General features: G+C 72.8%; 16 protein-coding genes. 6 read left to right on the top strand and 10 right to left on the bottom strand.

Going from position 1 to position 12,455, the window contains the following annotated elements; translation table 11 throughout:
• The first annotated feature begins 72 nt into the window (after window positions 1-72).
• Entirely contained in the window at window positions 73-933 is an 861-nt protein-coding gene (locus tag ATL51_RS24840; RefSeq protein WP_100880096.1) for a MaoC family dehydratase, read from the top strand.
• 4 nt (window positions 934-937) lie between these two features.
• On the opposite strand, the gene ATL51_RS24835 is transcribed toward ATL51_RS24840, so the two are convergent.
• The 3 genes from ATL51_RS24835 to ATL51_RS24825 are packed head-to-tail and all read right to left on the bottom strand — an operon-like array spanning window position 938 to window position 2,926.
• Complete coding sequence (locus ATL51_RS24835) at window positions 938-1,618, bottom strand: hypothetical protein (protein ID WP_157818511.1); 681 nt, start codon at window positions 1,616-1,618, stop codon at window positions 938-940.
• A 49-nt stretch (window positions 1,619-1,667) separates the two neighbouring features.
• On the bottom strand, window positions 1,668-2,174 hold the full coding sequence (locus ATL51_RS24830) for a GNAT family N-acetyltransferase (protein WP_157818510.1): 507 nt from the start codon (window positions 2,172-2,174) through the stop codon (window positions 1,668-1,670).
• 14 nt (window positions 2,175-2,188) lie between these two features.
• Window positions 2,189-2,926, bottom strand: a complete 738-nt coding sequence (locus ATL51_RS24825; RefSeq protein ID WP_073578028.1) for a class I SAM-dependent methyltransferase — start codon at window positions 2,924-2,926, stop codon at window positions 2,189-2,191.
• A 63-nt stretch (window positions 2,927-2,989) separates the two neighbouring features.
• On the opposite strand from ATL51_RS24825, the gene ATL51_RS24820 reads away from it, so the two are divergent.
• The gene (locus ATL51_RS24820) at window positions 2,990-3,619 is read left to right on the top strand and encodes a DedA family protein (RefSeq protein WP_073578247.1); all 630 of its coding nucleotides are present in this window, start codon (window positions 2,990-2,992) and stop codon (window positions 3,617-3,619) included.
• Between the two features lie 7 nt (window positions 3,620-3,626).
• Here ATL51_RS24820 and ATL51_RS24815 read toward each other — a convergent pair whose 3' ends face one another.
• The 7 genes from ATL51_RS24815 to map form a co-directional block, all read right to left on the bottom strand.
• On the bottom strand, window positions 3,627-4,190 hold the full coding sequence (locus ATL51_RS24815) for a dihydrofolate reductase family protein (protein ID WP_100880929.1): 564 nt from the start codon (window positions 4,188-4,190) through the stop codon (window positions 3,627-3,629).
• A 75-nt stretch (window positions 4,191-4,265) separates the two neighbouring features.
• The gene (locus ATL51_RS24810) at window positions 4,266-4,463 is read right to left on the bottom strand and encodes a ferredoxin (protein ID WP_062404434.1); all 198 of its coding nucleotides are present in this window, start codon (window positions 4,461-4,463) and stop codon (window positions 4,266-4,268) included.
• Window positions 4,464-4,477: 14 nt separating this feature from the next.
• Window positions 4,478-5,692 carry a cytochrome P450 gene (locus tag ATL51_RS24805; RefSeq protein ID WP_100880928.1) on the bottom strand — a complete coding sequence of 405 codons (1,215 nt, stop codon included), beginning with the start codon at window positions 5,690-5,692 and terminating at the stop codon, window positions 4,478-4,480.
• A gap of 126 nt (window positions 5,693-5,818) precedes the next feature.
• Window positions 5,819-6,919 carry an alpha/beta fold hydrolase gene (locus ATL51_RS24800; protein ID WP_301549177.1) on the bottom strand — a complete coding sequence of 367 codons (1,101 nt, stop codon included), beginning with the start codon at window positions 6,917-6,919 and terminating at the stop codon, window positions 5,819-5,821.
• Window positions 6,920-7,001: 82 nt separating this feature from the next.
• Entirely contained in the window at window positions 7,002-7,181 is a 180-nt protein-coding gene (locus tag ATL51_RS24795) for a hypothetical protein (RefSeq protein ID WP_073578029.1), read from the bottom strand.
• A gap of 86 nt (window positions 7,182-7,267) precedes the next feature.
• A complete protein-coding gene (locus ATL51_RS24790; RefSeq protein WP_100880094.1) occupies window positions 7,268-8,362 on the bottom strand; it encodes an alpha/beta hydrolase in 1,095 nt (364 codons plus the stop codon).
• Between the two features lie 7 nt (window positions 8,363-8,369).
• Entirely contained in the window at window positions 8,370-9,146 is a 777-nt protein-coding gene (gene map / locus ATL51_RS24785; protein WP_100880093.1) for a type I methionyl aminopeptidase, read from the bottom strand.
• A gap of 63 nt (window positions 9,147-9,209) precedes the next feature.
• Here map and ATL51_RS24780 point away from each other — a divergent pair, with 63 nt between their 5' ends.
• The 4 genes from ATL51_RS24780 (at window position 9,210) to ATL51_RS24765 (ending at window position 12,434) form a co-directional block, all read left to right on the top strand.
• A complete protein-coding gene (locus tag ATL51_RS24780; protein WP_073578031.1) occupies window positions 9,210-9,479 on the top strand; it encodes a helix-turn-helix domain-containing protein in 270 nt (89 codons plus the stop codon).
• A 340-nt stretch (window positions 9,480-9,819) separates the two neighbouring features.
• A complete protein-coding gene (locus ATL51_RS24775; protein ID WP_301549176.1) occupies window positions 9,820-10,251 on the top strand; it encodes a nitroreductase/quinone reductase family protein in 432 nt (143 codons plus the stop codon).
• A gap of 775 nt (window positions 10,252-11,026) precedes the next feature.
• Window positions 11,027-11,641: an ArsR/SmtB family transcription factor gene (locus tag ATL51_RS24770; protein WP_100880092.1), complete on the top strand. Its 615-nt coding sequence runs from the start codon at window positions 11,027-11,029 to the stop codon at window positions 11,639-11,641.
• 76 nt (window positions 11,642-11,717) lie between these two features.
• Complete coding sequence (locus ATL51_RS24765) at window positions 11,718-12,434, top strand: SRPBCC family protein (RefSeq protein WP_100880091.1); 717 nt, start codon at window positions 11,718-11,720, stop codon at window positions 12,432-12,434.
• Window positions 12,435-12,455 lie beyond the last annotated feature (21 nt).

The following is a 12,455-nucleotide window of genomic DNA, read 5'->3' as shown; positions in this document are numbered from 1 at the left end:
CGGGGGCTTGGGCGGCGGGCACCGGGCGGGATAGGTTTCCGCCTCACGGTGGATCGTCGAAGGAGACTCCCCATGCCCCTGGCGCCCGATCTCGAGGGCACGCAGTGCGAACCGGTCAGCTTCGCGTGGGCACGGGACGACGTGCTCCTCTACGCGGTCGCCGTCGGCGCGGGGGGTGAGGACCCCACCGCCGAGCTGTCGCTGACCACGGAGAACACCGGGGGCGTGCGGACGGCGGTGCTGCCGTCGTTCGCGGAGATCGTCACGGCGGGCGCGAAGGTCGACCTCGGTGACGTGGACGCCTCGCGCGTCGTGCACGCCGAGCAGGCGTTCCGGGTGGTCGGCCCGCTGCCGGTGGAGGGGCGGGTCCGGGTGACCGCGACGGTCACCGAGGTGCTCGACAAGGGGTCCGGGGCGCTGGTGCGCACGGAGGCCGAGGCCGTCGACGCCGGCACCGGCGAGCCGGTGCTGACCAGCACGAAGACGTTGTTCCTCGGCGGCGAGGGCGGCTTCGGCGGCACCCGCGGTGACAGCGCGCCGAGCCCCGTCCCCGACCGCGCACCCGACCACGAGGTGACCTACCGGACCACGCCCGGCCAGGCCCTGCTGTACCGGCTGACCGGGGACCGCAACCCGCTGCACAGCGACCCGCAGTTCGCCGCGAAGGGCGGTTTCGACCGGCCGATCCTGCACGGCATGTGCACCTACGGGTTCACCACGCGTGCGCTGGTCGCGACCGTCTGCGACGGCGACGCCCGTCGCCTCGTCGCGATGGACGCCCGGTTCACCCGGCCGGTCGTGCCCGGGCAGTCCCTGACCGTCTCCGTGTGGGACACCGGCGACGGCACGGTCGCGTTCCGGACCGCCGTCGACGGCGAGGTGGTGCTGGACCGCGGCACCGCGGAGGTCACGGCGGCGGCCCCGTCCGCCTGAGCGATCAGGACGCCGCCGCGGTGACCCGCGGCGGCGCCGGGTCCCCCGGGTAGTCCTGACCTCCCCGATAGGCGAGGGCGCACAGCGCGTCGAGTGCCGCGAGCTGCGGGTAGGTCCGGTCCGGGTCGCCCCGGTGCGGCCACCGGTGGTCCAGGTGGCGGAAGGTCACGGCGCGGTGCCGCGTGGTGGCCAGGAAGCGCGGGTTGTCCCGCACGAAGCGGGCGTAGGCGTGCCGGAGCGCGGGGTGGCGGCCCAGCTCGGTGCGGACGAACCGGTCGACGTCGGCGCCGATCTCGTGGACGTACTCCCCGCAGGGGGCGACGACGAACGGCACCACCCACGCCTCGTGCACGCAGAGCAGGTCGCGCACGGCGCGCTGGCGGTGCCCGGCGTTCTCGCTGCGCGACATCCACGCGGCGACGACGGCGCGGCGGCGCGTGCCCATCCGGGCCAGTACGGCCGACGACGGCCAGGGGAACGACGTCCGGAACGGGATGTGGACCAGGTCGCCGTCGACGTGCACGTCGTGGTCGGCGACGCCGCCGCCGGAGTCCTGCACGAGCTGCGCCGACACCGCGCCCCACGGGGCGAGGGTGTGCATCGCGGCGTGGGCGTCCCGGCGGACGGGCTGCGGCACCGCGCGGAGCAGCAGACCGGCCACCGTCGGGGTGGGGACCTCGATCACGAGGATCACCGTAGCCCGATCGGCGCAGCACAGCGTGACCGATGGTCGACTATTGCACTGCGTCGTCACCCGTTCGGCGCTGCGTGATCGGCAGCCGGTAGAGCGCGGCGGCCGGCTCGCGACCGTCCGGGAAGCGCCATCCGGCGGGCGCGGCCCCGGTGCGGACCCAGCCGGCCGCCCGGTAGAGGCGTTCGGCCGGGACGGACTCGACGACATCGAGCACCCCGTCGCGGCCGCGGGCCGCGAGCGCGGTGGCGACGCCGGCCAGCAGGGCGCGGGCGTGCCCGGCACGACGGACCGCCGGGTCGACGAACACCCGGGTCAGCCGCAGCGCACCGGAGTCGCCCGCGCCGTCGACATCGTCGGCGACGAGCGCGGCGTGCCCGGTGACCCGCTCCCCCACCGTGACGACCAGTGCGGTGACCAGTCCCGGCGGGGAGAGGAACGCCGCCGGGTCGGCCGGCCAGGTCGACGGGTAACGGTCGGCGGCGTGCACGGCACGCAGTACCGCGACGCAGCCCGGCAGGTCGTCGTCGGTGCGGGGGCGCACGACCACGTCGGGACGCCGGGTCAGCGCGGACGCAGGACGTAGCCGGTGTAGCCGTACTCGGCGCCGAACCGTTCCCGCACGGCGATCTCGTCGCCCACCTCGTCCAGCGCCGCCGGGTCGACGCCATCCTCCCGCAGGGTCGCGATCCGGCAGGCCAGCGGCCGGTAGTAGGCGTCCCAGTCGGAGTCGGGGAGCAGGTAGACCGCCTGCACCGTGTACCCGGCGCGCTCCGCGGCGGCGACGTTCTCCGCGGTCGTCCGCATCCCCGGGTAGCTCCTGTCCCAGAACTCCCGCGCGCCGGGCGACGGCTCGGTGGTCGTCCACTCGGCCTCGGTGAGGACCAGCACACCGCCCGGGGCGAGCAGGCGCCGCCAGCCGGCCAGCGCGGCGTCGAACCCCATGATGTAGGCCGCTCCCTCGGACCAGACGAGGTCGGCCTCGCCGTCGGGCAGCGGGAGGTCGTCCATCGCCGCGACGAGCGGACGCACCCGCTCCCCCAGCCCGGACGTCGCGGCGCGGGTCCGCAGCCGCCGGAGGAAGGGCTCGTGCAGATCGACGGCGACGACCTCACCACCGGTCGCCGCGGCCAGCGGGAGCGTCGAGGGGCCCGTCCCGCAGCCGATGTCGACGATCCGCGGCCGCTCGGGCAGGTCACCGGCCAGCCGCAGCAGCAGCGCCGTCGTCTCCTCCGATCCCGGCGCCTCACGGGGCAGGTCGTCGTGGGCGGCCAGGAAGACCTGCTCCAGCGGTGTGCTCACGCCCGCGCATGATGCCCGCACCGGGCCGTCACCGCACCACCGGAACGTGTGCATGATGGAGTGGTGCACGTCGACATGCTCCTGATGGCGATCCCCCCGCTCGCGATCTACTTCCTGTGCGCGGGTGTGGTCGGGGTGGAGAGCATCGGGGTCCCGCTCCCCGGCGAGATCGTGCTGGTCGGCGCGGCGCTGCTGGCCGCGCGCCCGGGGTCCCACATCGACCCGGTCGCCGTCGCGGCGTCGGCGACGGCGGGTGCGATCGTCGGTGACTCGATCGGCTACTCGGTCGGGCGCCGCTACGGCACCGGCCTGCTCGACCGGCTCGGCCGTCGCTTCCCGAAGCACCTCGGCCCGGCCCACCTCACCGTCGCCCGCCGCATCTTCGACCGGCACGGGGTGTGGGCGGTGCTGTTCGGCCGCTTCGTGGCGATCCTGCGGATCCTGGCCGGGCCGCTGGCCGGGACGATGAAGATGCGCTATCCCGCGTTCCTCGCGGCGAACGCCACCGGTGCGGTGCTGTGGGCGGGCGGCACGGTCGCGCTGATCTACCTGCTCGGCATCGTCGCCGAGACCTGGCTGAAGCGGTTCTCCTGGATCGGGCTGCTCGTCGCCGTCGTGGGCGGGCTGTTGGTGTCGCGGTACGTGCGGCACCGGGTCGAGCGGGCCGCCGCCCGGGAGGAGACGGCGACCTGAGCGCCGATCAGCGCGGCGCGTGAGCGGTGTAGACGATCCCGCCGCCGAACGAGCGGGCGTCGAGGAGCCGTAGCCCCTCGGCGTTCCAGCCGTCGGGGAACAGCCGCCGGCCGGCACCCTGGACCACGGGGTGGTGGAAGAGCCGGAACTCGTCGACGAGCCCGGCGGCGATGAGCGTGTGGCAGAGCGTGATGCTGCCGGTCAGCACGATGTCGGTGCCCGGCTGCTCCTTGAGCGCCGCCACCTCGGCCACCGGGTCCCCGGACAGGATCGTGGAGTTCTGCCACTCCGGGTCGGTCAGCGTGGAGGACACCACGTACTTGTCGACCTGGTTCAGGTAGTCGGTGATGCCGGTGGCGTCGTCGGTCTGCGCGGGCCAGAAGCCGCGGAAGTCGCAGAACGTGCGACGGCCGAGCAGGGTCGCGTCGGACGCGGCGTCCTGGCGGTGCAGCTCGGCCAGCATGTCGCCGCCGTCGTCACCTCCGGACCCGGCGCTCGGGTCGAACCAGTCGCCGAGGAACTCGACGGCGCCGTCGAGGGTGATGTTCTGGGTGATCGCGAGGGTGCGCACGGGAGGTGCCTCCACGGTCGTCGGTGCGTCGTACACCGGGGTCGACCGCGGAGGCGTCCCGGACTCATCGCTCGCTCAGCCGTCGACGACGGTGATCGCCGACGCCGGGCAGCCGCGCGCCGCGTTGCGCACGGCCTGCTCCTGGCCGTCCGGCGGGGTGTCGGTGAGCAGCTCGACGACGGCGTCGGAGTCGCGCTGGTCGAACACGTCCGGGGCGGTGAGCAGGCACTGCCCCGAGCCGACGCACGCGTGCTGGTCGACCTCGACCTTCATCGCGCTCCCCTCCCTCACCAGCGGACCGGCAGGCTGCGGACGCCGCCGGTGATGTGGTCGGTGCGCACGTCGAGCTCGTCCATGCCGACGGCGAGGTCCAGCCCGGGAAGCCGGCGGGCGAGCGTCGCGAACACCGCGCGCAGCTCGGTGCGGGCCAGGCTCGCGCCGATGCAGAAGTGCGGCCCGTGGCCGAAGCCGACGTGCCCGCGCTCGGTGCGGTCGGGGTCGAAGGTCTCGGCGTGGTCGAAGACGTCGACGTCGCGGTTGGCGGCGTTGACCGAGAGGATCACCGCGTCGCCGCGCGCGATCGTGACCCCGGCGATCTCCACGTCGTCGTGGGCGTAGCGCAGCAGCCCCAGGTCGCCGGGCGCGCCGAGGCGCATGACCTCCTCGATGACGGCGTCGACCCGGCCGTCCGGGTCCGCGGCGAGCCTGTCCCACTCGTCGCGGTTGGTCATCAGGAACAGGATGCCGAGCCCGATCCGGTTCACCGTGGTCTCGTGGCCGGCGAACAACAGCCCGACACAGAGCCGGACCATCTCCGGGTAGCCGAACCCGGGGTCCTCGGCCTGGGCCTGCACGAGGTCGGTGATGACGTCCTCGCCCGGCTCGGCGCGCTTGCCCTCGGCGAGCCCGGCCATGTAGCGGCCGAACTCCTCGCGGGCGACGTGGGCGTCCTCCCCGGAGAAGGTCGCCATCCGGTCGGACAGGGCGCGGAAGTACTCGCCGTCGGACTCGGGGACGCCGAGCAGCGAGCAGATGACCGCCACGGGCAGCGGGAAGGCGAGGTGGGCGTGCAGGTCCACGGTGGCATCCGGGCCCGCGGCGTCGTGCTCGGCGACCATCGCGTCGACGTAGCCGTCGACGAGGTCCTGCACGTGCCCGGACAGCGTCCGCATCCGCTTGGCGGAGAAGGCCGGGGTGAGCAGCCGGCGCATCCGGCCGTGCTCCTCCGCCTCGTTCTCGTAGGTGCCGGTCGGCCCGTCCTGGACGGCGGCGGTGCTGATCCTCGACGCCTTCTCCGGCTCCGGGTGCGACCGGCCGAACCGCTTGTCCCCGAGCAGCTCGCGGACCTCGGCGAACCGGGTCACCAGCCAGGCCGGGTCCCCGGCCGGGGTGGTCACCGGCGCGATCGGCGCCTCGCGGCGCAGGACCTCGTAGAACGGCGCGAGGTCGAGCAGGTTCGGTCGGGTGAACGGCAGGCGGGGACGCTCGGTGGCGAGGGTCATCGACACTCCTGGGGTCGTGGTGGTGATCCCCAGCCTACGATTTATTGGCAGTATCTGCCACGAATGTGCCCGGAGTGCGCCGGACCGTCCCCGAACGGGCGGGTCGGGGACGGTCCGGGCCCGCGGTCACGCCGGGCTGTCGAGCAGCTCCTGCAGGTACTGGTCGATCTGCGGCATGTAGGTGGGCGCGACGCCGAACAGGGCGAGGTGCCCGAGCAGGTCGTCGACGACGCGGATCGTCGCGTGCGGGGTCAGCTCCAGCTCGGCCTCGTGGTCACGGACCGGGAAGAACATGTCCTCGTTGATCGGGATGACCCGGGCGACGGACTCGTTGCGCCCGAGCGCCTCGGCGAGGTCGCCGCCGGTGTGACGGGCGACGTCGCCCCGTTGCCACTTCCACGCCATGCACAGCAGGTCGTTGGGGTCCATCGCGGTGAAGTACGGCTCCAGGAAGCCGGCCATGAACGCCTCGCGGGACTCGAACTCCAGGGCGCGCCACACCTCCTGCTTCCAGAACTCGGTGGAGAACCCCATCACCGCCCAGATGCCGGCGTGCCGCTTCAGCCCGGCCTCGACCTCGGTGTTGCTGCGGTAGTTGCCGCCGGCGAAGCCGGGGTCGGAGGTGATCGCCTCGACCAGGGCCTGCGTGTAGAGGAAGTCGTGCGGGGTGTTCTGCGCGGTCCCGGCGATCGGCGCGGCGCGGCGCACCTTCTGCGGGAACCGGACCATCCACTCGTAGGTCTGCTGCGCGCCCATCGACCCCCCGACGACCAGCGCGAGCCGGTCGATCCCGTAGTGCTCGCGCAGGAGCTGCTCCTGGGCACGGACGTCGTCGCCGATGCGGACGTGCGGGAAGTTCGACATCGCGATGCCCGCGTTGGCACCCGAGGCGTTGTGCGGGCTGGTCGACAGACCGTTGCCGATCTGGTTGACCACGACGATGAAGTACCGCTCCGGGTTCAGCGCGTGGTCCGGGCCGATGTAGACGTCGCGGAAGATCTGGTGCGTGCCCGAGTACCAGGTCGTCACGAGGATCGCGTTGTCCTTCGCCGCGTTCAGCGTGCCGAAGGTGGCCACCGCGAGCTGCAGGTCGGGGATCACCCCGCCCTCCTCCAGCGCGAACTCCCCCAGGCTGATCAGGTCGTAGTCGCCGTGGAACTCGTGGGTGTAATAGGGATTCTCGATCGCCGTCGGCTGCGCTGTCGTCCCGGTCGTCACTGCTGTCACGCTCCTGCTTCGTCGAAGACGCGGACCGGGGCCGACTCTTCTCCCTTGTGACGCGTGGCACAAGATCCCGACCGGGCCGTGCTCAGCTCCAGGCGACGACGAGCACCAGCATCGTCACGACGATGCCGAGTCCCAGCACCGTCATCAGCAGCCAGGCCGCGGCGTTCGGTGGCGCCGCGGCGGGGGCCGGGTCGGTACTGCGGCGCAGCTCGGCGAGCTGGGCGGGGTCGAGGATGGGCACGGTCAGGTCGTCGGAGTTCATATGGTGGTAACGCGCGGAGACGGGTCGCAGGCACTGCGTCCCCGTCTCTCGTGTGCCGCAGGAAGATCGATGTCGCGGACGGTGGTTCACGTCCGCCCACCGGGCTCACTTTCCGTAGACCGGGAACACGCGTTGCATGACTCACCGTGATCGGTCGGGTCGCGGCGTCGCACCTCGCAGAGGCTTCCCGGACCTCGCAGCCCCCGCAATGGCTGCGAGGTCGGGGCACGGTGTGCGGGGTCGGGTCGCCACACGCCGGGCGGCGGGGACGCGCCGTCGATCCGGGCGGACAGCCAGTCCCGTGCGTACCGCAGCGCGGTCGCGGCGACCGGGGTGTCGTGCCCGGCGAAGCCGTGCGGGACGCCCGGGTGGACGCGCAGGTCGACCTCGGCCCCGGCCGTCGCGAGCCGGGCGGCCATCGCGAGGTCGTCCTCCAGCAACACGTCGTCGGTACCGACCGTCATCAGCAGCGGCGGCAGGCCGGTGAGGTCGGCGAACACCGGGGAGAGGTCCGGGACGGTCCGGTCGGCGACGTGGCCGGCGTGGGCGCGCAGGAAGTACTCGCCGGCGATGCGGCGACCGGCCGGGGTGCGGGCGCTCAGGTCGTAGGTGCCGTACCGCAGATCGGCCCCGGCGACCCGATCGGCCAGACCGCGGTCGCGCAACCGCAGCAGCGTCGTCACGGCCAGGGTGGCCCCGGCGGAGACGCCCGTGAACGCGACCCGGTCGGTGCCGAACAGCTCCGGCGCCCGGTCGAGCAGCCACAGTGCTGCGGTCGCGCAGTCGTCGGGGGCGGCGGGCCAGGGGTGCTCCGGGGCGAGCCGGTGGTCGACAGCGACGACCGCGACGCCGAGCGCCTCGGACAGCGCCCGGTTCCCGACGTCGTCCCGCGCGGCCGAGCCCAGGTAGGAGCCGCCGCCGTGGATCTGCAGGAGCACCCCGCGCGCCGTGCCCGGCGGGCGGCAGATCCGCACCGGCACCCGCCGGCCGTCGGCGACGGCGGTGTCCCCCAACGCGGGCGGCACCGCGGGCGGTGGCGTGCCGGCCGCGGCCCGGACCGCGCGCAGCTCGTCGGCGTCGGCGGGGCCGCGGCCCGCCGGACGGGAACGGTAGAAGGCCCGGGTCCGCTCGGCGTCGGCCGGCGGGACCGGCACAGTCAGGGCGTCGAGGGTGACACGCACGGACCGGTCAGTCCTGCCCGCGGCGGGTCAGCACCATGGGACCGTCCTCGGTGATCGCGACGGTGTGCTCGGAATGCGCCGTGCGCGAGCCGTCGGCGGATCGGATCGTCCAGCCGTCCGGGTCGAACACGATCTCGTCGGTGGTCCGGGCGAACCAGGGCTCGAGTGCGAGGGTCAGCCCCGGGCGCAGGGTCAGGCCGCGGCCGGCCCGCCCGGCGTTCGGGATGTGGATGTCGCCGTGCATGGTGCGGCCGAGGTCGTGCCCGCCGAACTCGGTGTTGACCGGGTAGGCGTAGTCGCGGGCGACCCCGCCGATGGCGGCGGAGATGTCGCCGAGCCGGTTGCCCGGCCGGGCCGCGTCGATCGCGGCCTCCAGGGCGTCCTCGGTGGCCCGGATGACGCGCAGGTCGCCCTCGTCGGCCGTGGTGCCGACGACGACCGTCCGGGCGGAGTCGGCGACCCAGCCGTCGATGCTGACGGCGATGTCGGCGCTGAGGACGTCGCCGTCGCGCAGGACGTAGTCGTGCGGGAGCCCGTGCAGCACGGCGTCGTTGACCGACAGACAGATGACGTTGCGGAACGGGCCGCGCCCGAAGGACGGGGCGTAGTCCCAGTAGCAGGACTCGGCGCCGCGTTCGGCGATCATGCCGCGCACGTGCTGCTCGATGTCGAGGAGGTTCACGCCGACGTCGGCGATCCGGCCGACCTCGGTGAGCACCTCGGCGACGAACCTGCCGGTCGTGTGCATCCGGTCGATCTCGGCCGGTGTCTTCAGTTCGATCACGGTATTACTATACCGGACCGTCACGGCTTGCCGGTACAGTAATACCGACCCTACGCTCGATGCATGGTCCGTCAGCCCCTCACGCCCGAGCAGATCGAGGCCGGCCGCCGTCTCGGCGCGCTGCTGCGCCGGGCCCGGGGCGACCGCGACCCGGTCGACGTCGCGCGGGCGGCCGGCATCTCCCCCGAGACGCTGCGCAAGCTCGAGACCGGACGGCTGCCGTCGCCCGGGTTCGGGACGATCGTGTGCCTGGGCGAGGCGCTCGGGGTGCCGCTGGAGGAGCTGGCGGCGGAGTGGCGCGGGAGCGACGTGGCCATGGAGGCGGCCGGGTAGCGGTGCCCGGGTCTCCCGGGGCCGTGCGCCGGTCGGCCACCCGTCCGGCGGGCCCTCGCCGTCGACGACGCACCGGCCGGCACCGTCGAGCCACCGGCGCCACACGACCCGGTCGGGCCGCCGGTGGACCGGCGGCCCGTCCGCGTCGGACGCCTCGCGGTGGAACCGGGACACGAGCGCGTCGGACACACGCTCGAACTCGACGGCCTCCACGGGTCCCGGGTACCCGACGCGGCCGGGTCCGTCGATCGGGTTGCGGCCCGCCGGAATGGCCGACGACGGGGCGAGGTTGACCGGAGCGGTGCCGGACGGCGCCGGACACCCGTGGGAGGAGCACGAGATGAGTGACGCGTCGGCCCCGTTCGACATGGCGGCGATGAACCGCGCCGTGATCGAGGAGTTCCGGGCGACCGGAGGACGGGCGGGCGGCATGTTCGAGGGCAAGCCGCTCGTGCTGGTGCACCACACGGGAGCCCGGTCCGGCACCGAGCGGATCGCACCCCTGGTCCCGCTCCTCGACGGCGAGCGGATCTTCATCTTCGCCAGCAAGGGCGGCGCCGACACCAACCCGGACTGGTACCACAACCTCCTGGCGAACCCCGACACCCGCGTCGAGCTGGGCACCGAGACCCTGCCCGTGCGGGTGCGGGAGGTCACCGGTCCCGAGCGGGACGAGGTCTACGCCCGCCAGGTCACACTGGAGCCGCAGTTCGGCGAGTACCAGCGCTCGACGAAGCGGACCATCCCGGTGCTGGAGCTGCAGCGGACCTGAGCCCGCCCCCCGGTTCAGGCCCGCCGCGTGGCCGGCCGGTCGCCTGTCGATCAGTACCTGAGCGCGCTCGCGTGGGGCGCGCACAGCACTCCTGTGCTGATCGACGGGGACGTCGTCGTCGCCCGGGGTGGGTGGGGGCAGGATCCGCACTTCTCCCCGGGCGCGGCGCAGAGGTGCACCGGTACCTCCACCGTGGCGATCACACCCGGCCCACCGACGGGCCGGCCGAGCTCCCGTCCACCCGGCGGCCCTCGGTCCACGCACCTGCGCACGCGAGTGGCCGGGCCCTGCACCGCACCCGGACGCCCGTCGACACCGTCGGTGCGGTTCCGCGACGATCCGGGTCGGGCGGTCACGTACCGGATGTGTAACCGCGGGATGCCAGTCGGAGAAACCGCAGGTCAGGCGTCCGGATTCAGGTAGAGACTCCGCTTGGAGATGTACTGCCGCTGGGGGAACATCGACCACCCGAAACGCCGCTCGTCCGGCCACTGACCTGCGAATTCACTGGTTATGACTGGTCGTCCTTGGGCGTCGCTGGTCAGGCTGGTTTGTACCGGATTTGTACCGGCCTGCCGTGTCCCACTGCTCCACTACGTCGCTGAGCGCGATCCCCGACCGTCGCGGGCGACAGTCTGAGCCTGGGCGTTGGACAACGCTTGTTTCGTCCCACCGGGAGACGTAGGCATCGACTGACAACCGGCCGGTCCGGTGGCGCCCCCGCTCGCGAGGCATGGCGTTGACAAAATTATTTGTCAACGGTCAGGATGAGGGCATGCACGAGGTGAGCACCATCGAGGACCCGGCCGCTGCGGAGGCGTCGCTGGATCCCCTGCGGCGTCAGATCCTCGGGGACCTGATCGAGCCGGGGTCGGCTTCCACCATCGCCGCCCGGCTCGGCATCCCGCGACAGAAGGTGAACTACCACCTGAGGGTCCTCGAGCAGCATGGCCTGGTCGAGCTCGTCGAGGAGCGGCGCCGCGGCAACTTCACCGAGCGGATACTGCAGGCCACGTCCGCCTCGTACGTGATCTCCCCTGGCGCGCTCGGGCGGCTCCAGCCCGACCCGGGCCGTGCCCCGGACCAGCTTTCGGCGCGGTGGCTGCTCGCCCTGGCGTCCCGACTGGTGCGCGACGTGGGCACGTTGCTCGCGGGGGCGCAGCGAGCGCGTAAGCCGGTGGCGACCTTCGCCATCGACGGCCAGATCCGCTTCGCCTCCGCGGCGGACCGGGCCGCCTTCACCCAGGAGCTCGCCGCCGTCGTCACCGAGCTGGTGGCCAGGCATCACACCGGCCAGGAACCGGGGACGGCCGGGACAGGCAAGCTCAACCGCCTGGTCGTCGCCCTGCATCCCGCCGTTCCCGACACCGCCGACGGCCACCTCCGCTGATCTCGTCCACCACCCGTCGAAGCACCCCTCCGGCCCCCATCGGAGCAGGTCGGAACCACCGCTGAGGAGCACCGCCATGTCCAAGAACTTCGAGATCCGCAAGGCCGTCGTCCTCGAGGCCACACCCGAGCAGGTGTGGCGAGCTATCGCGACCCCGGAGGGCCAGGCCGCCTGGTCCCCGGATCCCTACCAGGCGAAGGACGGGATGGAAGTCGAGGCCACTGAGAACGAGCGCTTGGTCGTGCGCACACCGAAGGCCGAGAACGGCGCCTTCCATGCGTTCGAGTACCTCGTGGCGGCCGACGACGACAGCACCACTTCCCTAACTTTCGTTCACAGCGGCTACCTCGGCGACGACTGGGAGGCCGAGTTCGATTTCGGTGAGATGAGCGGCTACGGCTGGGACATGTATCTGCACACCCTGGCCGAGTACCTGAAGCACTTCGCCGGACGGCCCGCCAATTTCGTCACCGCCCAGGGGCCGCCGTCCTCTGCGACGCCGAACTCGTGGGCGACCCTAGAGAAAGCCCTCGGCGTCGAGGGTCCGTTCGAACAGGGGCAGAATCTGCGTCTGACCCCGCAGGGCCTGCCCGCGTTGGAGGGGGTGGTCGACTTCGCCTACCCCGCGTTCGTCAACTTCCTCGCGTTGCGCACGGACGACGGTCTCTACCGCTTCCACGACAACTCGGCGATGGGCATGCCCCAGGCCGTGGGCCACTACATCTACGCTGCCATCGACCGTCAGGCCACCGAGCAGGCATGGTTGGACTGGCTCGAGCGCGTGTTCTCCTGACCGCCCCCGGGCCTCATCCGC

The sequence above is a fragment of the Pseudonocardia alni genome, assembly GCF_002813375.1.
GTDB classification, from domain to species: domain Bacteria; phylum Actinomycetota; class Actinomycetes; order Mycobacteriales; family Pseudonocardiaceae; genus Pseudonocardia; species Pseudonocardia alni.
Note: the sequence above shows the minus strand (reverse complement) of the source record. Positions and strands in the feature narration are given on the sequence as shown.